Raw genomic sequence first — 22343 nt, forward strand, 5'->3', positions numbered from 1 at the left:
TGTGATTAATTATTTTCTTTTGAGCAGGTAGTAGCGAAATTTCACGTAAAATGCACGTCCGGGTTTCATCAGACTGAAATTGTCGTAAAGCTCTGCATTTGTAAAATTTTTGGCTTCCAAAGTGAAATTGTAACGGCCGTTTTGCATACTGTAGGTCGTCGTGAAATCGTGTGATAATTGCTCTGGAACGGTTAGCTTTGTTCCGCCCACGCTTTCCCATTTTAGGAAAAACTCATGTACATAGTTAAGGGTATAGTTTAAATTAAGCACGTTCTCTTTAGCTCCGAGGCCATGTATGTAATATGCGGCATCGGCATTACCAAACAAGTAAGGGATGTTGGGCATACGGTCGTTATATTGACCGCTGAGAGCGGTGCCTGTCGCACTGCGCAACATCTCTTTGTTACGCATATCCTGATAGGTGAATACACCACCGAGCATCAACTTATTGCGGTAGTAGTAGCGTGCTTCCACATCCACACCGACATTCCGTACTTTACCATGGTTCACATTCATGATCCCACCAAATCTCGCCAAATCCATCCGGCGGATGAAGTCCCTCGTATCCCGGTAAAAACCGCTTAGGTCAAGATAAAGCGTACTGTTATCGGCCAATGCCCTATTTAGCGTAGCGCCTAAATTATAGTTCATAGAATTCTCGGCGCGTAAGGAAGCATTTCCAGCTTCGGCGATCTCGTCACCAAAAAGTTCATTATCGGTAGGCAAACGATAGGTACGTTCTATCGATGCTTTAAACTGGTAATCTTTCAAGAAATAGGTTCCTGCAACCCCATAGCCAGAGGTATTGTAACTTTCACTACGTTCTTGATAGTCGGGATGTGCTTCATCTCCAGCATTAAATGGCCCAATTACTTTCTGGTAATAATTTTTACCGAATACATTTAAGTTCCAGTTTCGGCTGTGCCTATAGCGATAAGAGAGTCCAAGCACATTTTTCAGACTAAGTCTGCGCATACGATCGAGCTCCGTCATCTCATCGAGCGGCAAGTTGGAGTCCGCTTTACGTTGCGAGCCCGAATGTACATCGTTTATGGCTACGCTATGCTTTTCATCAATACGGTAGTTGATGCTCAAGGTAGATGAGTAGATGGAATTGCGATAGTCAGCGAGAGAGTTCACTCCTGCAGACTCGCCCTGTGTTGGCGATGGTGTAGCTTCGCCTGCCCAGTTATAGCGGTAAGAAGCCGTGTCAACATTGTGCCGCTGACTATATGTATAGTTTCCGGTTAACCGCACGGTAAGCCCTTCTGTAAACAGATTCCGCTTATAGTATTCTAATGATGGGATAAGGGAATTGCCATTGTTTTCGCGTGCACCATATACCCATTCGATGTTAGAAGGAGCGGTCTGAATCTCATCCTTCTCCTGGCTCCACGTCATCCCCACAAAAAACCGGTCGGCCCAAGGGCGATTTACCCAACCGATCTTCCCAACGACACCCTCGTTTCTATAGGCATCGTGAAACCGCCTGAACCATCGCTCCTCGGGTTCGAAACTCAAGCCGTTCAGCAATCTCGCTTTTACCCTATAGTCATTATCGGAATAGTTTTGATAAGCATTGACCTGAAAAGAAAAACCTTTGGCTGTGGTATGCCCTAAAATAACGTTGGTGCGATACGTGTTGAACGAGCCATATGAGTAAGATGCATCCAAAAAGGAGTTCGTCGTTTGGTTGGTCACAATATTAATGACACCACCTATAGCGTCAGCGCCAAATTCGATGGGCACTACGCCTTTATACACCTCAATTCGTTCGGCTAGGGAAACGGGTATGTTATTCAGTTGGAAAGAAGATCCCGAAGTCTGCAACGGCACCCCGTCCATAAAGATTTTTACATGCCTTCCCGTAAAACCGTTCAAGGAAATATTGACGTCAGAGCCTACACCACCTGACTCGCGCACACGGACACCCGAGGCCTTGCCAAGCAGTTGCGCAAGATTTAACGTGGAGTTGTACTGCGATTTCGCATCCAGCGCAATGACATTGAAGGGCGTTTCCCGCACCTCCTGAATGGCCGACTTCCCTTCCACCACCACCTGTTCGATAGCGGTATTTGGATCTCTGGATAAGGTGAATTGATGACGCTTTACCTCGCCACTAGCTAAAGAAAACGAGATCTTCTGGGCGACATACCCCAAGGCGCTTCCTATCACTTCGTAATTACCCGCATCGACAAGTAATACAAAATGTCCATCCCGATCGGCCTGTGTACTATAGCCCGTGTTGGGAATATATACGGTAGCACCGGATAAAGCACTGCCCTCACTATTTCGAATGTAGCCTATAATTTTGGCCGACTCTCGGTGTTGTGCAAAGGCGGAAAACAAAGAAAAAAAGAAAACATAAAAAACGACTGCACTTAATTTTAACATCGTCCACCTAAAGTTTACATACATTTTAAAATTGCTATTGGTATTTAGATTAATTATAAACAACTTTGCAAATGTATTCGGTTTTCTTTTTATCGGATAGCGAAAAAAAGGACTAAAATTAGCGAAATTAGGTATGCATATTTACTCTCGAATTGTCGACGTCGACAAAGAACTCTGCAACATTGTCGTTCCCGACGCCTATCAGGATGATGTACCTGTCAGCCGCTACGAGATCCATTTCAACGACCCAAATTACGTGGGTTTCAGCGTGCAGGCGATACACACCGCTGGACTGCACATTCAGGATACGAAAATTACCGCCTATAAGACGGTGGCCGATGAATTTTTCACGACGGGGCAACATGTGCGTTTCTTTTTCTATCTGAAAGGAAATACCAATGTAGAAAATGGAGCAGGCAACCAAAATTACAACCACGATGTGGGTATGTTGCAGCGCAATTTTTTGGATGATTCTGGCGGCGGCGGCATTGTGCACATCCATGAAAATGATGAGACTATGCATGTGATTATCAAAATGTCTCGCGATTTTTACATCCATCTTCTACAAGGCGAAAATTGGATCGGAGATGATAGCTTTCATCAATACATCCTATCTGGCGAACCCGAAAACCGTCCCAACCAAACCTTCTACATAGATCTAAAAATGCTGCGTATTTTACAAGATATCCTAGCCGGTGCTGACATGGAAAATAACGCTTACCATTTTTTAAAATTAAAATTGCGGGAACTTCTTTTTAGCATACATCAACTTACCAACTTTGGACCTTCCATACCCGGAAAAGATAGCACGATATCTTCTTTAGACAACTTGGAAAAGATTCGCGCGTATTTAAGCTTACATTTGGACAACCCACCAAGTCTAGTCGAACTTTCGAGGAAATTTATGATCAATGAAAAAAAATTAAAGCAAGATTTCAAACGTACCTATGGCAGTACGATCTATGCATTCGTAATACAAGCGCGCATGGAGAAGGCAAAAAAGTTACTTATGGAAGATCATAATGTAAATGAGCTTGCGGTATTGTTGGGCTACCAAAGTGTATCTCATTTTATTAAGGTTTTTAAAAGCTACCATGGCTACACCCCAAAAGAAGCACTTAAACAGTTTAAGGCTATCTCGATGAATACTGGCAAACGCCTGCCATTTCTCACGAGCTCATCGCTCTTTTTTCCCTTTCTTTACGAGCAACTCTTGCTGCTGTAAAAATCGTCTTGATCCTGCATGCGCCTTTTCCAGCTCATGCACCTAGTCTACGTAACCAATTTCATCTACCCGGACGTAGTAGTCGTCACTGCCGAAACGCGTTCCGTCTTTCTTGTACCACAGGCCTTGCTCGCCACTGACTTCAACCGTGACCTTATATTTTCCTTTGGGTAAGCTTGGACTAACAAATCGTATTCCATCATCGGATACCTTACTGTAGAAGTCCACCATCACCTGGTGTAAAACTCGATCTTTTTTATCCGCAATAACGATCCGGCCGTAGCCACCATGACGATCGGATGTTCCTTTGATGTAAAACCTTCCTCCTTTGAACAGGAATTCAATCTTCTCGCCTCTGCGATTGGAAACAAAAGGCTTTCGGGCAGGTATGGAATTAGAACGCTGACTGATGACGCGGCTCTCATTGGCCAGTGGATCCCAACTAGGTAAGTAGCTAGGGATCTGTAACCGCTCGCTGATAGTTTCTAGCGGTAGCCATACCTGCGTAGCTGCCTGCCCTTGCTTGGGGTATGACCATCGATCACCCATATACATCAATACCGTATCCTGCTGTTGTACAATTGGGAATACAAAACTACATTGCGAATTGTAGGTCAATGATCCTGCTGGGCAAAACAGTCCCTGTTTCTTCCAAGGACCAGCAATGGAACTTGCCGTATGGTAGTGGTTATCGTTTCGTTCCCAGCTTGTCAGACTCGAGCTTAAAAGATAGTAGACGCCCTCTTTCTTGAACATCGCGGGCGACTCACCCACGCCGGAAATTTGCGAAGCCACCTTTTCCTCGGCCTCCTTATAATCTGCGCTCAAACGGTATATATCGCCATGATGTACCAATAAATAACCTTGGCCATCATGATCTTGAAATGTACCCATATCCCATTTCTTGATAGGCTTACCTTGATACAGTAAAGGTCCTTGAAAGCTATATTCTCCGTTGATGGTTTTACTGACGGCATAGCCGATATAAGGATCTTTATACTGCAGGTCGTCGCAATGCATCAGCATGATATATTCCCCGGATTGTGGACAGCGCATTACCTTTGCCCGCTCCCCTATTCGGCCGGGCCCAAGTAGCCCCTCCTCTTGCTTGGGAAGCGCCAATCGTTCAAACTTCCAATGTACCAAGTCGGATGACGAGTAACAGCTGAAACCTATAAAGTGGTTTGTGCTATCGGTTTTAAACTCTCCGAAAAGGTAATATTTACCTTCCTCCTCCACAACACATGCCCCGTGGGCATTCACAATCTGCCCTTGATCATCAAACCAAGGCACGCCATTTACTAAGGCTCGATGAGGTTCCTGCGCAAAAACACTTGTCATATGCAATGCGAGCCCTAAAAAAAAGATAAAATAGTACGACTTCATAACTGTAATGTCTGCTGGACCGCTTTTTATTTTTCTTTCAACGGAAAGCGAAACACCGTTACGGAATACGGCTTCAGTATCCATTGCTTCTGTTCCAAAAACTCCGCATGTAGCTGTTCATGCACAGGAAGAACATTCCTTGCTGCCAACTCTCCGCTAAGTGTAGATTTTTCGATCGTCCCTTTGGCCAAGGTAAAGCCTGACAGATCAACGCTTGCCTGAACCTCCACCGGCAACACATTTACAGCCTTCACGATCAAGCTATTGGAGAGGCTATCCTCCAGCACGGAAAAACTAATACGCTTGCGTACGCCTTCGTTCGTCTGATCGATCTGTACAGATGTAGGTATGTAGGCGCTGCCCGTATTTACCCCAAATAGCTGTTGCACGTAATAGGATGGAGAGATTCAAGTCCGTGTTGGAGAAATAAATCAAATCCGGACGCCACTGTGTAAACCCTTCTTTAGCCAACAATGGCGCGTAGGAGGTCATCTTCACGATATCTGCATTTCTTTCCAAGGCTGTCAAATAGATCGCTTCAGCCAAAGCCACCTCGAGGTTGCTCGCCCTTCCGTCCACATGTGCTGCATACTCGCCAAGATAAACCTGCGATTTCGAACGATCGTACTTATCGTAAAAATCTTGATTGTGAATGAACCAGCCAGGCGTTTGATAATAGTGCTCGTCCATCACCGGAACCTGCAGCTTATCCGCGATTTCCCAGCCTTCTACATAATCCGTTCCTTCGAAAAAAGGCCCTGCCGTACCAATTACCTGTATATTGGGATATTTCGCACGAACGGCTTCATAAATCATGGTGAACCGTTCTTCAAATACATCGGAGATCAAATCTTCATTGCCCACACCAATAAACCGCAAATTAAAAGGTTCCGGATGTCCCGCTGCAGCACGCAGTTTGCCCCATTTGGAATTTTTATCGCCGTTGGCCCACTCAATTAAATCCAGCACCTCTTGCACATATTCATCCATATCTTCTAGGGGGATACCACATTGCTGCCCACCCAAGGGATGTCCATGGGCATGCGAATTTTGACAGGGCACACCTGCTGCTACCACCGGTATTGGTGCGGCGCCAATATCTTCACAAAACTGAAAATATTCATAATAGCCCAATCCCGCCGTTTGATGGTAACCCCACATGTTGCGTTGTGGGACACGCGCCTCAAGCGGGCCAATGGTCTTCGACCATTGGTAGATATTCTCTATCCCATCACCATGCGCCAAACATCCGCCAGGAAAGCGAACGAAACGCGGATTTAAATCAGCAATAGCCTCTGCTAAATCTCGTCGAAGACCGTTCTTACGCCCCCGAAAGGTATCCTGAGGAAAGAGCGATACCATATCCAATGCCATCCTGTTTCCATTTTCAACAGACAGCTCAAGATGCGCCGACGGGTCAGTAGATACTGCTGTGAGTGTCAATCCATATTTTTGCCAGCCTTTACCTTTCACCTTTAATTTTCCCGTTGCAAGTGTTTGACCATTTGCCGCGCGAAGAATCACCTTTATTGTGGCGGCGCTGCCCGCTTCGCTGCGACAAAAGAACGATAGGTCATAGCAGGCATCTTTTTGTATCGCAATGCCGTCAAATCCGGCATTCGATAATGTGCCGCTACCTTCAATCGTTGCATAATGCGGATTGTTAGGATGTATGGGTTGCACACTGTCGATCTGGAAACGTAAGTCGCCGCTCGTAGACCAACTTTTGCTGGCATTCCAGGTTGTATCACGTCCTAGTTTATCACTAATTTGGTATTCAAAATCTCTATTTTGCAGCAACTCCGCATATAGTCCACCATCTGCGGCATAATTGAGATCTTCAAAAAATACACCAACCAACATATCTGTAATGTCCTTGCCTTCTTGCGGGTTAGGTTTCACCGAAACGTTGACCGTTGAGAGATCTGCAAAACGTTGTTCATCATCGATACTGCGTTCGGACCACAAGCCTGCGCGAAAAGTCGCCAGTTCGTGTGCATCTAACAATTTCCTTAATAACGGCCAAGCCACTTTCAGCACGCTACCCCGAACCTTTTCATCGTTCAGTACAACTTCAATCCTCTGTTTTTTTAGTTGCTCCAGCTCTTGTAACGTAGGCCGTTGCATGTCGGCGAGCGTCGGATAATAGGTTTGCCTTCCCCAATGGACAAAGTCTGCCGTGGCCGTATAGGCATAAGGTCCTTTAGGATCTCCATTTAAGCTCCATACACAGGACCATTCTCCCTTATTGTTCTTCCATAGTACAGGGTCAATCATGCGCTTTTCACTACCCCAACGGCCGTAATCCGATTTAACGAAAGCGATCTTGCTGTGTAATACGGTCCATTGTTTTGCGTCTAGACTCCAAGCATAGCAAAGCCCATCCCTGCCTTCATTTTTAGCCTTCGCGTAGAGCAATAGGTAAACGGAGTCTGGCTCGGCAACTGTCGCAGCATGAACGACAGTCCCCATGCTACAGAAAGACAACAGAATAAAGTAAATAACTACAATACGATTGTTCATCTTTATGGTTTTTCAGATAAGGCCCGCTCGTTCTTTGTAAAAAGCTTTGACTCGCTTATCGATCATCTCTATTAATTATGAATATAGCTACCGTTGCCATCACGAAGCTAGAACTGGACCGAGCTATCGTTGATAACATATTTCTTTGTGTTCAACAAGGCATAGACTTCAGCTGCGGCCAACAGAACAGGGCCGTAACCATGTGCCGCAAATTTGTTGACGGGACGGTAGTAGTAAAATGCGGGATCGAAGCCCATGCCGGTTCCCACACAGGTGCCTTCTACCTGCCCATCGGCATTGATCTTGGTGTGCACAGCATTCCAAGCCTGTAATACCATTGGTCCATAGGCCTTAGCATCCAACCATCCAGCATTAATTCCGTGGGCGATGCAGTAAGCATAAATGGCCGTGGCCGATGTCTCCAAATAGGAATCGTTCTTATCCAACAGTTGATGCCAAAAGCCGGTACCATGTTGTAGCGGAGCCAATCCTGCGACATGCTTTTTAAACTGCTCCAGTAAGGCCGCTCGTGCGGGATGTTGCTCCGGCAGCACTTGGAGGAGTTCCACTTTCGTCAGCAAAGCCCATCCATTAGCTCTAGCCCAATGGAAAGCCGGATGCGGGTCCATATCCTGAACCCAGCCGTGCCTATACAGCCCCTTTTCTTTGACAAACATCTTGTCCGTAAACAACCAAAATTGTTTAATAGCTTCTTCGGTATATTTTGCGTCGCCCGTTAGCTGCCCCATTTGCGCCAACGCCGGCAAGCTCATGTACAGATCGTCCAACCACAAAGTATTGGGTTGCGGCCTATTGCGTGCCAAGGTACCATCTTTAAGGCGAAATTCCTTGTTCACGATATAATTGATGTAGTTGTCGATAACGGCCTTAGCTTCCCGTTTGAGCAGTCCGGCCTGCTGCACCTTAATCAGCGCGGCACACATCGCTCCGGCATCATCAAGAGCCTCGGGGTGGATAACGGAATGCAACGGAGACCGATAGCCGGGGTTCTCCGCTTCTAATGCCCTAAACTTAGGTAAAGCATCGAGTATAAAGTCCATACGGCTGCTGCTGTAAGCGGCATACTTTGCATCTTTAGTTACTTCCGTTGCACGAAGCATAGCGCCATAGGTTACTCCCCATTCGTAGCTCACCAAGCGAAAATCACCTTTCCTGAAGATAGTTGCGGTATCGATCTGTTCGACATCGCGTAATTCCTCGCCTGTGCCTTTGTTCTCCAGTATGGCAGGTGTTACCCGTTGCAAGTAGCCATAAACCTTATCCATATCTAGCTTAATACTATCTATCGTTGTCTCGCCATAGCGCACCGGATAGTCGGGTTTCAGTAAATGCAGGGGTGCATTGGCATCATTTGTTTCGACAGTATCGGTGTTTTTGACGTTTTGCGCTGGCTGGCAACCGTATAGGGCTAACAAGGTCAGCGAAAAAATAGAAATTCTTTTCATGTTAAATAAGTTTACTTCCTGTATGCACTGCTGCGTGGTTAGGCTTACTAATATACATGCAAAACGACAAAAAACCGTTATGGGGTGTCATGGGGTAGATATATAAGAAGAGCAGGTTGGAGCGAACCCAAACCTGCTCTTTATTACTTTAAAAGCATCACTTTTTCCGAACAGCCTATTTACAGCAAACGGATGCCATTTTTTGCAAAGTGGTAACTGATGGATATCTCATGTGATCCATTACGCATACCACCGATACTGGTACTGGCCATTCCAAACTGGTAGCCATAGCCCACACGTAACGCATTACTTACGGTAAACGAAGCGAGAAACCCTAAATCCTTAGTCGTGGCATAGTTGGCTCCAATACCAAACTTTCGGTTTAAAAAAGCGGTCGCGGAAAAATTGCCCAACAGCTTGTTGTTATCCATCCGAGCAAGCCACGCGCTAGTTTTTACGTGAAAACCGGGATCCACCTCAAAAAGGTAGGCAGCGATAGCCGCATAGTTTTCGCGGAAAACGGCCACTTGCTTGAACTGCTCGCCACCAATTCGAGGCAACGAAAGTCCCACATAAAAATGTTCGGGTCGATAATACATAAATGAAAGGCCAACGGTACCTACTTTTTCATCAATATCTTGCCGTAAAGAAGGGTCACTCTCCTCTAGACGGGAGAACCGTACATTGTATAAGCGCATACCTAAATTTATGGCACCCGATAGGTAATCGTTTTCGGAAAGGCGAATGGCATGTCCGTAGAAAGCATTGACCTCTGTGTAGCGTTCTGGACCTATCTTATCATATAAAACATTCAGGCCCACCGAAGAGCGTTCGTTTTTAGTTTTCACATGGCCGCCCATCAGTACGGTCGTTGGTGCGCCCTCCATATTCACCCACTGTTTGCGTCCGACGCTGTAAATCTTGCCCTGATCGGCACTTAACGTGTAGGCCTGGTTAATTTGGTCAGGATGCTGTACATAATGCAGGTAGGATCCTATCTGCTGTTGCGCCTGCACACGCGCACTTGCAAAAATCAAGGCGAAGATGCCTACTATACATCCGCTATATAATATATATCTATTCATGTTATCGCTTTAAATAAAACCAACCATTTTGATGCATCTTTTTGCCATCCTGCATCCATTCAAGTTTGAGAAAATAGGTTCCATCATTCAACAGTTGTCCGGATGAATTTCGACCATCGAATACCCTATCTGCATTGTTGTAATTGTCCATGCGGAATAGAAGTTGTCCCTGTCTATTGAATACTTGCACATTATTTTCGGGGTAACGTTCTATCTCTCGAATGACCAATACATCATGTTCACCGTCGCCATTTGGGGTCAGCACTTTAACGATATCCATCGCCGGCAGCGCCAACACAAGCAATTCCTGACGAACATCTGCTGCAGCCTCCCACAATTGGTTTCCTGCCTGCGAGGCCACGACGCCCACTTTTCCTTCTTGGTGTGCTTCGACGGCATCGCCCTGCACCGCTGCTATTGCCGGATTCTCCGACCGCAACGTAATAGGGAGTCCAGATGCGCTTTTAGCGACCACTTCATAGGGCTTATCGCCAACGGTCAATGTCGGCAACGGATCAAAAGATATGGTCTGTATTCCTTTGGTTACGGTTAGTGTTTTAACGATAGGTGCGGCTTCTTCCCATGCGATGTTACCAGCCTGTTGCGCGGTGATATTGGCGGTTCCCACACCAACAAACTTAAGGCGCTGGTTGTCCACTTCAACTACCGCAGGGTTATCGGAAATATAAGTTATCCTGAGCCCCGATGTGGCTACCGCAGCGGGAACTATTTCGCCTACATCAAAGGTTTTATCTTCCATATCCGGAAACACAATCTCCTGTGGTTTCCGCTCTAGTGCTACAACCGCCACATTCGGTGCCGTTTGCGCGGCCATACCCTCGCCAAGATAGAAGCCCGGGTGAGGAGGTTGATTGTAGGCGGTGTTCTGCCAAGCAATAGCCGACCGATATTGTGGATCATGCATGAGGGTATACAAACGGTGTGTCGTAGGTATAGCTGTTGAAAACACCATCAGCCTTTTACTGTCTTCAGAGCGGTAGATAACCTCTTCGCGCCAATCTCCTAAAATATCAGCACTTAGGCCGGGCGTTGCTTTAGTACTGTTGTTGGACACGGCGCCCTGATTGCCGAATGTGGCCAGTCTTTTTACAGCATTCGTGTTCCAGTCCCATTTATCGATATTCGTACCATCAAGCAATTCACGTAGTAGATCGCCATCCCACCAAATGCCGAAATTCATCGATCCCGGACGTGCTGGCGTAATCTGTTGTCCGCTGACATTATACAGACCGCCTACCGCAGACCACATCTCGTAACCGGGGTATCTTGGATCGATATCTGCTGCCATGGCGCGACCTATATCTCGGGTCGCGGGAATACCAAATAAGGTTTCACCCGTTGTACCATCCACTAAGGTTACAGCAAGATCTTTGTAAGAAGTCGGTGATTCATGGGGCATCCAAACCAATTGTTTGTCTCTATTGGGATCCATTTTACTGACATGCAAGGCATCACCATGCCCCCTCCCTGTCACATAAAGCCCGCGGCCATTATCATTCACGGCACTCGCTCCATTAATAATCTCATCTTTACCGTCATTGTCCAAATCAGCAACGGACATCTGGTGGTTACCTTGGCCGGCATAGGCTTCATTGCCTCGCTTATTGCTATCGAATACCCAACGACTTGTTAATTTGCCATCGCGCCAGTCCCAAGCCGCCCGCACCATTCGGGTATAGTAACCACGTCCGAAAACCATGCTGGGGCGTTCGCCGTCTAGATAAGCTACCGCAGCGACAAATCGATCTACGCGGTTGCCATAACCATCTCCCCAATCAGCTACACGTCCCCGCTCAGGAATATAATCTACTGTTGCCAACGCTTTACCGGTCAACCCCTCGAAGACGGTTAAATATTCCGGGCCTGACAAGATAAATCCATTCGGTTCTCTCCAGTCGGCATTGGCATCGCCAATCACTGTTCCTTGTCCATCAACAGTACCATCCGAGGTGCGTAGTGCTACCTCTGCTTTTCCATCGCCATCGAAATCGTAGACCAAAAATTGCGTATAATGCGCTCCTGCACGGATATTCTTTCCAAGATTTAATCGCCAGAGTTTTGTTCCATCCAGCTTATATGCATCAATGTAAACGATACCACGTTGACCGGCCAAATTGTCCCCACTTAGGGTCGGCTCCCATTTTACCACCACTTCATATTCACCATCGCCATCGAGATCGCCCACACTTAAATCATTCGCCGTATGGGTGTAAGCCGTTCCGTCTTGAGCAACACCTGTTGGAGGAATATCCATCGGGATGGATAAAAATCCTTGTGCCCAAACATCCACCGCCTTTGATGGCTCTTTTTCTTCGCCGTCTTGCACCGGTACCACGATATACTTACCATTTTCCTCGGTTACATCTTGATAATTGGTACTTCCGACAATAGGCTCTTCATTCAACTTGATATCATTTCTGTACACGTTGAAACCCAGATTCACGGGTTCACTCCCCAGCAATCGCCAACTTATAAACACCCGATTATTCGATGGCCGTACCGCAACAACGCCTCGATCTAAGGATTCTACCCAACGCGGCGTCGTGACTACTTCATCAGGACCAGGTTCCGGCTCAGGTTCAGGTTCTTCTTCCGTGACCACCAAATGATAGCGCTGTATGGTGGGAAGCGATATTCCCGCAGCATTATTTTTTAGATAGGCCGCATAAGGCTTATTATCTGCTCCCGCAGCTATGGTCAATCGGGAGGTACCATCATCCAAGCCTGTCGTTGTTTCATTTCTTGCTAACTCCCGAAAGGATGTGCCATCTTTCTGCAAGTAAAAAGCACGCGCTTGTGCACCTTCCATAAAACCCAGAAGAACACCCGCACTAGCATCACGATCTATGTTGAAATCCGTTGTTGCCGTATTGGACAAACGTCCGAATGAGGCCCATTGTATGGTGGAAATTGGGCTATGTATCACCGTTGCACGGCTTCCATCACCAGCGTTCATAAAGCCGATATAAAGATGATCGTTGGCGATGGTCATCTGTGGATGGCGTGCTCCCGAACCATTACTAACCTCAATGCTCTGCCAAGCATTGTTCTTAAAATAACGAATCGCCGCATTACCTGTGGTGCTATTCCAGGCTGCCATACTCATAAACCCTATGTAGGGCACATTTTCGCCGTCGAAAGCAATCGATACCGAAGATGCGATATCGTTACTTGCAGGCCCCGCTCCAACAACTTCCCAAACGCCATTTACATAGCGCTGCACCATCGGCACATTGTCGCCTCGTGCTTCTACATACACGATATAGGGAATATCATCCTTATCAAAAGCTAAGGCATGATTGCGTGATTGCGCCAATTGGCTCACCGGATTGATCAAGCTTCGCGTACCAACGCGAGGATTTCCAGCAGCTGTTCCCATAGGAAGCCAACTGTTGCTGGAAGCATCGTAATACTTGATGGCCAAATAATGATTTGTCTGCGCCCCAGACCCCGTACCGTCAGCATAGGTCACGTAAATTTTTCCTTTTTTGTCCGACCAAATTCTAGAATAGCTGTTGGCAGTGGTTGTCACAAAAGCGCCAACCTGTTCCCAACTACCGGTAGCAACCATCCGCTTCACCAAGAGTCCATCACTCGTGGCAAATACCGCGTAGGTTTCTCCATTGACCGTCGTCGTTACCCCGGGATATGTGGAGGCAATTGCTGAAAGTTGCGATTCTGTTCCAAGGAGTTCCCAAGTATTGGGCGGATAGGTTACTTTCGGCAAAATATACCGCTGTACGACAGGAGTACTGATTTCAGCTAAATTTGGCTTTAAGTAGATAATATAAGGATTTCTATCTCCTCCCGCTATCAAACCTAAGCGAGACGCATTTTGATCAACTCCCGTCGCTGTCGCATTTTGGGCAAGTTCAACAAAAGCATTGCTCCCTTTTGAAAGATGAAACACACGCGCCAACGTACCCTCCATATATCCTAGGAAAAGGTTGCCCGCATCATCAACATCCACATTAAAATCACTGGTTGCAGCATCAGAAAGACGACCAAAGGAGGCCCAATCTCCAGCTGATACCGGCCGATATACGACCGTAGCGCGACTCCCATCCGCCGCATTCATAAAAGCGATATAGAGGACATCATTGGCAATGCTCATCTGCGGATGGCGTGCGCTACCTCCGTTAGTCACTTCCAAACTTTGCCAAGCGTTATCTTTGAAATATCGAACAGCAACGGTTCCCGTGGTGCTGTTCCATGCTGTCATACCCAAATAGCTGATGTAGGGTACGTTAGCCGAATCAAAAGCGATGGAAACCGATGAGGCAATGGACGTACTCGCCGCTCCCGAGCCAACGAGTTCCCAAGCACCGTTAACATAACGCTTTACCATAGGGACGTTGTCTCCTCGAGCTTCCACGTAGACGATGTAAGGAATATTGTTCCGATCAAAGGTCATGGCATGGTTACGGGACTCGACGAGCTGACTCACAGGGTTGATCACACTACGTACACCAATACGAGGACTACCAGCCTCGCTGCCCATGGCTATCCAACTGTTGGACGAAGGGTCGTAGTACTTGATGGCGAGATAGTGATTGGTTTGTGCTCCCGATCCGGTACCATCCGCATAGGTTACGTAGATTTTACCCGACCTATCTGCCCAAATGCGGGAGTAAGTGGTTGCTGTTGTAGCAACCACATCACCTACCTGCTCCCAGCTATTGCTACCGAGCATACGCTTTACCACGAGTCCATCGGCGTTTCTAAAAACAGCGTAAGGTACTGTCGTCTCACCAGATTTTACAGTCGTGATCTCTGGATGTGTAGATACCGTAGCAGATAATTCGGATGCGGTCCCTAGCAGTTCCCATACATTTTCATTCGTTTCACTATCACGCACGATTCCCAAATCTTTCAGCCCTTGATATACAATTTCTGCCGTAGCAGTGGCTCCTTCTCGATTGGTATGTAGGTTGTCTTGTGGGAAAAACGCCTGTACGGCATCGCTCCCCATGAAATCATAAAGGTCGGCAACACGGTTGTTTAGATCTAGAAAATCCACAGTTTCCGATTCAGCTATCTGTCTAGCCCATAAGCCATAATCTTCCAACGATCGAACGGTGAATCCTTCTACAAAACTATTTCTGGGTACAGGCGATAGCACAACAGGCTTTACCCCCTTAGCCTTGGCCTGCTGCACGAAATATCGGAGATACCATCCATAGGAGTGTACGACCTCTTGCTTACCATCGGGATTAGTGACATTTTGAATATTGTCACCCGTACCACGCAGGCTGGCTTTTCCATCGCCAGTAACGCTTCCGCCATCATTGTGTCCAAACTGCATCAGCAATACATCGCCGGCAGAGAGGCCTGCCAACACTTGGTCGAAGGCTCCACTGGCATAAAATGTACGGCTACTATGCCCTGCAATAGCCTGATTATCAAAATCGACCTGACCGTTAGCATGCTGTTCTTTTAGGGCAGTTCCCCAGCCCCACAAGACTCCATCTGGTCGTTCTTCGTGCCCACTTCTTACAGTAGAATCGCCAATCAAAACGATACGCGTTTTGTTCATGATGATAAACCCAACAGAAAGCGCGGCAACAAAAGAAATCATTCCTAACAAAAGAAATCGCTTCATAATTTAGTTTTTTGTTACTAGTATTTAATATGGTTAACCCTTAAATAGCTTTGCCGTGGCACAAGGCCGAGACAAATTCGAATAAGCGGCTTGCGCTGCTGGAAAATCCGGTAGCTTTTCCAGCAGTGCCTTTGATGCTTTGATTCTTAGAAATCTACTATTGCTCCCAACGAAACGGGAGATACCAATTTTCAGGTTGCAATAATTTGCTACGGATGGCTGCGGCATTTGCCACCCCATCCTTACTTAGCTTTTGGTAAACCTTATCGGCCAAAAATGTAGGATCTTGGCGTCGTCTCGCGATGCGCACTAGGTCTTCCCACCGGCTCCCTTCGAAGGCCTGTTCCAATGCAGCTTCTTCGATCAAATAATTTTCAATAAACAATAAGCTGTCCGCAGGGTTGTCAATAGTGCGGTTACGTAGATATGCCCTTCCACGAATACCTTCATTACGATGCCAAGTACTGCGGTAATTTGGCACATTGCCCATTCGTGCGTCAAAATCATAGGGCCATGGAAGATGCGTTTGCATCACATCGGTTTTATCGCTTTGTGTCGGATCGTCATAATTGCTGCGTAGCCCATTGTTCAACAACGCTAGAGCCAGTTTATGCTTTGCATCTCGGTTTGCGGCTTCCGCAAAGCGTAAATGTAGTTTCGCGGTGCGGTATAAGAACCACTTGCCATTACGGCTAAATTCGTCAATAGGTATCAGGCTAGCTATATCCGTGTACTCATCGGTATATTTAGTGACGACTGGGCGACTATTTACATTGGAAACAGACAGTATTTTCCTACCGTCATAAGGCACCCCATTCCATTGTTCCTGTTGATCCCATAGATCCAAGACTTCCTGACTAGGTTTCAAGAGGTATGACCCACCCTGAATCGCAAAGTAGCGGATAAATGGATTTGCCTGTCCGAAGTTACTTGCAAAAGGCATAGTCCATACCCATTCCGAATTCCACAAGCCATCCTGCGAGCGCGAGAAAATCGATCTCCAGCCCAAGCTTTTGCTGTTCACGAATGTTCGAATATCTTGCTCCCTGTTTCGGGCATAGCCCACAGATAAATCGTTATTGTCTGTGACGGAGCGTTCCTTAAGCTTGAAATAGTCAAACCGCCATGTATCATTCCCCATATTATCGTAATACGTCATTACCCTTTTGTACGCATCGGCGGCCTTCAGATAATCGTTGCTCCATAGGTAAAGATCTCCCATCAAAGCATACTTATTAACAAAGAATCGCTCCAACGAAAATCCATCAACAGCAAGTCGTAACGACTCATCATCTGGATACACGCCTTTAAAAGGCAGGGTTTCCATATCACGAATTAAATTCGTCAACAGCTGTTCGAATGAAATGATGGGATACTTGTTGTCATCAAGTACGTCGTTCATATTTTCCAATGGATCGGTTACGTAGGGAACTTGACCAAAGTGAATACCCAATTGCAGGTATACCCAAGTACGCACCCCCATGATATCGGAATAGCGCCTATTGTATTGATCAACATCCATTTTGTTTTCGGCGCGCATCAGGTCAAAATTGGATAACACATCGTTGCAGGCCAAAATAACCTCGTAAAATTTACGGGGGTTAATATAGGGATTGTTGGTACTCATTGCGGTCACATCATTCGCATTGATTTCATGCAAGTAGGGATCGGCTTGCGGCGTTACCGTTAAGAGATCAGCACGCAACTCGTTCAATAACACATGCTGCTCGGCCAGTCCGAGGAATTTACCATATACACCGATAACCGCTGCATCGGCATCAAAGATATTGCGATACATTTGCTCTTTCAGCAAAACCTCTTTCGGCTCTACGTCAAGAAACTTGGAGCAGGATGTGCTTCCCAACATAGTTAAAGCCAAGCACAGGCTATATAAGATCGTTCGTTTCATATACATTCTATTTTCTTTATCCTCGACAGTACCGCCACACAGTTCCTTTCGGCGTGCTGCATATCGGTGAAGCTGCCCATTACTTATTAAAAACCTGCACGCACTCCTACTTGAAATGTTCGGTATTGGGGCGCTAAGCCGATATCTACTCCTTGATTAAAAATGGAACCACTGGAACTGAATTCCGGGTCATAACCTAAGTATTTTGAAAGCGTGAACAGGTTATTCGCACTGAGATAAACCTGCACCGATTTTAGTACCGCTTTATTCAGTGGCAAACGATAGCTCACACTTACCGTACGCAGCCTGAGGTACGATCCATCTTCTATCCAACGATCTGAAAATGCAGCATTCCCCATCGGGTCACCCCAATTGGCACGTGGAATATTGGTCTGTTGCCCCTCCTCTTTCCAACGATTCATCACGGCGGCACTTTGGTTATCGTAATTGCTAAGTGCCTCGCTGTTTCTGCGCACCGCGTTATACAGGTCATTGCCTAGAGAGTAGGTAAACAGCGTATTGAAAGACCAGTTTTTGTAATTTAATGCGGTGGTAAAGGCACCAAACCATGCTGGATTAGGATTTCCGATGATCACACGATCTTGGTCATCGATGATGTTGTCGCCATTCTGATCAACGTAGTGCACATCTCCAGCTTGAAAAGGCACCAAAGTTCCATCAGACAATTGCCTATTTAATCCAGCAGAAGCGGCTTCTTGTGATGTCGTGTAGATGCCATTTGTTTGCAAGCCGTAGAATTGGTTTGCTGCAGCACCCACTTGGGTAATCATTTGCCCGCCATAGTACGATGTTTCAAATGAACCATCGGGCAATGCTGTAACCTTATTTTTGTATTTGGACAACTGTACACCTAAGTCGAGCGTGGTATGTTTCGTTTGCAGTACTCGACCATTGATGCCTAGTTCGATACCTGTATTGCGCATCGATCCTCCATTCAAGAAGACCACATCAATCCCTGAATGTGCCTGTAAGCTTTGATAGGTCACCATATCCTTAAATTGGTTTTGATAGACGTCCAAAGAAACGTTGACACGTTCCTGCGCAAAGGAGAGATCAGCACCAAAGTTGGTTTTCAGAGCGCGCTCCCATTGCAACTGCGGATTGCCGATATTACCACGAATCAAGCCTTGCACACCAAGTAGATTTTGCGAGAGGTAGTAGGATTTGGCGGCGTAATCACCAATATCATCATTTCCACTCCACCCGAATGATCCGCGTAACTTCAGCAGGTCTATCGTCGATGATGTAAAGAAATTCTCGGCAGAGACAATCCATGCTGCATGAGCTGCCGAATTAAAAGCAAAGGCATGTTGTCCAAATTTCAACATATTATGCTGTGGATCTGAACCAAACCGAGATGATCCATCTATAGCGACATCCCAAGACAACAAATAGCGATCTTTATAGCTGTAATTGTTAGTCAGGTAAAGGTTCATCCAGTTCCAATTTCCGAATCCACCGCGTATCTGCCGCAAAAGATTACTCCCTGATCCTACATTGACATAGTCGTCGTTAGCCGTATTGAATCCTAGACCATAGTCGTACTCTGCTTTATTAGATTGCACGCGAATCCCGAGACGGGAATGCAATTGATGATGCCGCCCAAATTTATTTTTGGCATCTAGGTATGTGTCGTTAAAGAGATTAAACATGCGTCGCACCTCGGCACCAGATTGGTTACTTACCTCGGCAATGGGTAGATTTTCCGCATATACGCCAATCTCCGGCAGGAAGAAATTCTCCCGTCCCTTGTCATACACCAACCCAGCAATACTTTTCACGCTGTATCGATCATTAAAAACAAAATTAAAATGGATGTTCCCGATAAAACGATAGCTTGTATTGCTTCCAATTGTATTTTCGCTGACCAATACCGCAGGATTCGTTTGATTGAAAATATCAACATCAGCCAATCGCGGCGAAAAACTACCATCATCACCAAAGACATTGGTAAACAGCATAGGCGATTTAACCAAGGCTGTCGACAAGGGGCTGGAGAACGATTGGATTCCTTGGTCGCGCAGATTTTGTTGATTGTAGTAAAACGAAAGGTTGGACTGCATGGAAAACTTCTTGGATAACTGCAAGTCGCCATTCAAACGCATGGAATACTTCGTAATTTCATCATGCAATAAAATCCCTTGGTCGTTGATGTAGCCTGTGGACAGTGAATATTTGGCGATGTTGTCTCCCCCCGTTACCTTCAGGTAATAGTTTTGCGAAATGCTATGGTCGAAAACAACGGATTGCCAATCGGTGTCGTTGTTGTAGCTGTAATAATCCGCGGTATTCATCGTCGCAGCGAAATATGGCTTAGCCGCAATTTCCGCTGACGATAATCCCTGTGTACTTAAAATTTCAGAGAGGTAAGATCGGTACGCATTACCCTTCATGAGCGGCAATGCTTTTGGACGTTGGTTGAAACTACTGAAAGCGCCGAAGTTAATACGGGTAGCTAATTCATTGGCATGCGAGGTCGTAATAAAGATAACACCATTGCTGCCTTTCGTTCCGTACTGCGACGAACCGTCCTTCAATACCGTAATATTATCAATATCGCGGAGGTCGATGTTTGCCAAACCAGACTCAAAATGGTTTTTTATGAGCTGATGACTGTAGTCATTATCTTCATAAAGCATACCGTCAACGACGAGCAAGGGCTGCGAGGTTCCATAAAAGGAGTTGATACCACGCAAGGTAATGTTAGCACCGGCGTTTGTCGTACCAGATCGGCGGACGGCATTTAATCCCGCGACCTTTCCTTGCAAAACAGACGCCGCATTCTCCCTGATGGTGCTGCTCCACTGATATTTCCTTAGGTCTACGACCTCTATGGCCGCTGCGGTGGACAGCTTGTTTGTCTCTTGGTTAAATTGGATCGCCGTGCGCAATGAAGGGTTATAGTCGGCTTCGTATAAGACAATATCAATCTGCTCCTGTTCTTCTTTCGAAAACACGATTTTATCTTGGTATCCGGCATACTGTACTAATATTTTGACATTGCGGGAGGGAGCTTTTAAGGTGAACGTACCATCATTTTCTGTAATAGCGACGGAGACACCTTCAATGCTTACATTGGCACCCGCGACGGGTTGCCCAGTGGATGCAAAACGAACACCCCCTTTAATTTCAATCTCCTGTACTTCACGTCGATATATTTCGTGTGAGAATACAACACCCGATTCCGCCAACACCCTTTGAGTGGGTAGTAACGTCATCAAGGCAAATCCTCCAATAAATACTTTCTGTATCAACTGCATGTTCTAATTGGTTTAGTTTTGTTTTACTTTAGGTACCAACCTTATATAATCCAAGACAAGTGTATTCGTTCCGTTAGCGGTGGTTGCTGCGCCCGTGAGTTGAGCCCAAGCCTGCTGCAACTGCGCAAGTTCAAACTCCCCTAAATACACTTCGTTATAGTTTCGCAGCTCCACGTTCGTATATGGAAAGCTACGAAGCTCGGGAAACTGGCTCTGTCCCTGCTCGTCCAAGACAGCCATGCCTAGAATAGACAAGCGTTGTTGGAACACATTGGCCTGAATATCATTGACAGCGCGCCAATACACATCATAGCTGGTGCTTAACAAATGAGGTAGTCTGTAATTTACCGACAAGAGCGACACGCCATGGTTTTGGATCATCACATCTTTAAAAATTTGACCTAAAGGATCCTTTTTCTCCCGCACAAAAGTGGAATTGCCTACGGAGGCACTGATATTGGACCACTGCTCTCCTTCAATTTTCAAATCCAGTAGCTTGTTTTGAAGAGGTAAGTTCGGGGCGCGCAACACATGTACGAATCCGTTGCTCAACGGAATGGTTTCCACGATATCCGCTTTATTAACGGGAATGGTAACGCCAGAAATGCTCGTTACTTCGGCAGGCAAATCTGTACTACTGTAGGCCTGCGCGACGAGCAAATCGCGAACAATATGGTAGCGGCTAATCTGTAGGGACGAATCGGCCTGATTTCTATAGTTAACGTACGGCAAGAATCCATTTACTTCGCTGTCGAAGATTTCATTCTCCAAAACGAAATATGTAAAACGATCTTTTTCCACACGCACGTCACCAAGGTTCTGCAGAAATTCATTGTTGAGCAATGAATCTCCTGGATCATCGGGCGAGGCGGTGGGTAGCAAGTTGTATGTGCTCAAACTTTCCACAAACAGGTTTTGGCTATAGGTGGTGTTTTGGCTAATGTATTCCCACAAATTCAGTTGCGGCATTAGCGGACCATCAATGAGATGGTAAATACCATCGCTGCTTCCTTTATTTGGGTTTACAAAACCCACGCCTCCCACGCGCGAGTTTACCAAATCCACAATCTTTCCACTTAACATCGTCAGCTGTACGGTGTCACTACTGCTGTTCAAGCGGTAGGTGGAAACCGCAATATGGTTTTGCACAAAGCGGCGAAGCGCCGTGGCATCAGCCTTTAGATTCGTAACCAAGGATTGAATCGTTTCATTGCGCGGCACAAACACGGTGTAGGCAATCTTTCCGTCCAAGTTGTTATCCAGCCCAGAAGATTTCAACAAATCCATAAACAGGGTTGCATTTTCTTCCTTATTCAATCGCTCCAAGAGACTTTGGTTGACATCTGTCAGACCTTCGGCAATGTGTTCATCCCAAGGATCGGAGCATTGCACCAGTCCAAAAGTCAAGAAAACAAAAGCCAGTATAGGTATTATGCTATTTTTCATCAGTA

At 46.2% G+C, this 22343-nt stretch carries 11 protein-coding genes; 1 reads left to right on the forward strand and 10 read right to left on the reverse strand.

What is annotated here, in order from left to right:
* Positions 1 to 9 precede the first annotated feature (9 nt).
* Positions 10 to 2394 carry a TonB-dependent receptor gene (locus tag SCB77_RS08820; RefSeq protein ID WP_320186064.1) on the reverse strand — a complete coding sequence of 795 codons (2385 nt, stop codon included), beginning with the start codon at positions 2392 to 2394 and terminating at the stop codon, positions 10 to 12.
* Positions 2395 to 2527: 133 nt separating this feature from the next.
* On the opposite strand from SCB77_RS08820, the gene SCB77_RS08825 reads away from it, so the two are divergent.
* Positions 2528 to 3619, forward strand: a complete 1092-nt coding sequence (locus SCB77_RS08825; RefSeq protein WP_320186065.1) for a helix-turn-helix domain-containing protein — start codon at positions 2528 to 2530, stop codon at positions 3617 to 3619.
* Between the two features lie 42 nt (positions 3620 to 3661).
* On the opposite strand, the gene SCB77_RS08830 is transcribed toward SCB77_RS08825, so the two are convergent.
* From SCB77_RS08830 to SCB77_RS08870, 9 genes are all read right to left on the reverse strand, one after another.
* Positions 3662 to 4960 (reverse strand): family 43 glycosylhydrolase, encoded by a 1299-nt coding sequence (locus tag SCB77_RS08830; RefSeq protein ID WP_320186066.1) that lies wholly within the window; start codon positions 4958 to 4960, stop codon positions 3662 to 3664.
* A gap of 71 nt (positions 4961 to 5031) precedes the next feature.
* Entirely contained in the window at positions 5032 to 5394 is a 363-nt protein-coding gene (locus SCB77_RS08835; RefSeq protein ID WP_320186067.1) for a hypothetical protein, read from the reverse strand.
* Positions 5300 to 7528 (reverse strand): alpha-L-arabinofuranosidase C-terminal domain-containing protein, encoded by a 2229-nt coding sequence (locus tag SCB77_RS08840; protein WP_320186068.1) that lies wholly within the window; start codon positions 7526 to 7528, stop codon positions 5300 to 5302. The genes SCB77_RS08835 and SCB77_RS08840 overlap by 95 nt, the downstream gene beginning before the upstream one ends.
* Positions 7529 to 7635: 107 nt before the next feature.
* Positions 7636 to 8994 carry a glycoside hydrolase family 88/105 protein gene (locus tag SCB77_RS08845; RefSeq protein ID WP_320186069.1) on the reverse strand — a complete coding sequence of 453 codons (1359 nt, stop codon included), beginning with the start codon at positions 8992 to 8994 and terminating at the stop codon, positions 7636 to 7638.
* A gap of 179 nt (positions 8995 to 9173) precedes the next feature.
* Positions 9174 to 10079 carry a PorP/SprF family type IX secretion system membrane protein gene (locus tag SCB77_RS08850; protein ID WP_320186070.1) on the reverse strand — a complete coding sequence of 302 codons (906 nt, stop codon included), beginning with the start codon at positions 10077 to 10079 and terminating at the stop codon, positions 9174 to 9176.
* A 1-nt stretch (position 10080) separates the two neighbouring features.
* Positions 10081 to 15702 carry a rhamnogalacturonan lyase family protein gene (locus SCB77_RS08855; RefSeq protein ID WP_320186071.1) on the reverse strand — a complete coding sequence of 1874 codons (5622 nt, stop codon included), beginning with the start codon at positions 15700 to 15702 and terminating at the stop codon, positions 10081 to 10083.
* Between the two features lie 157 nt (positions 15703 to 15859).
* The gene (locus SCB77_RS08860) at positions 15860 to 17611 is read right to left on the reverse strand and encodes a RagB/SusD family nutrient uptake outer membrane protein (RefSeq protein WP_320186072.1); all 1752 of its coding nucleotides are present in this window, start codon (positions 17609 to 17611) and stop codon (positions 15860 to 15862) included.
* Between the two features lie 86 nt (positions 17612 to 17697).
* Positions 17698 to 20892: a SusC/RagA family TonB-linked outer membrane protein gene (locus SCB77_RS08865; protein WP_320186073.1), complete on the reverse strand. Its 3195-nt coding sequence runs from the start codon at positions 20890 to 20892 to the stop codon at positions 17698 to 17700.
* A gap of 12 nt (positions 20893 to 20904) precedes the next feature.
* Positions 20905 to 22338, reverse strand: a complete 1434-nt coding sequence (locus tag SCB77_RS08870; protein ID WP_320186074.1) for a fasciclin domain-containing protein — start codon at positions 22336 to 22338, stop codon at positions 20905 to 20907.
* Positions 22339 to 22343: the final 5 nt, after the last annotated feature.

This window comes from Sphingobacterium bambusae, assembly GCF_033955345.1.
GTDB lineage: Bacteria > Bacteroidota > Bacteroidia > Sphingobacteriales > Sphingobacteriaceae > Sphingobacterium > Sphingobacterium bambusae.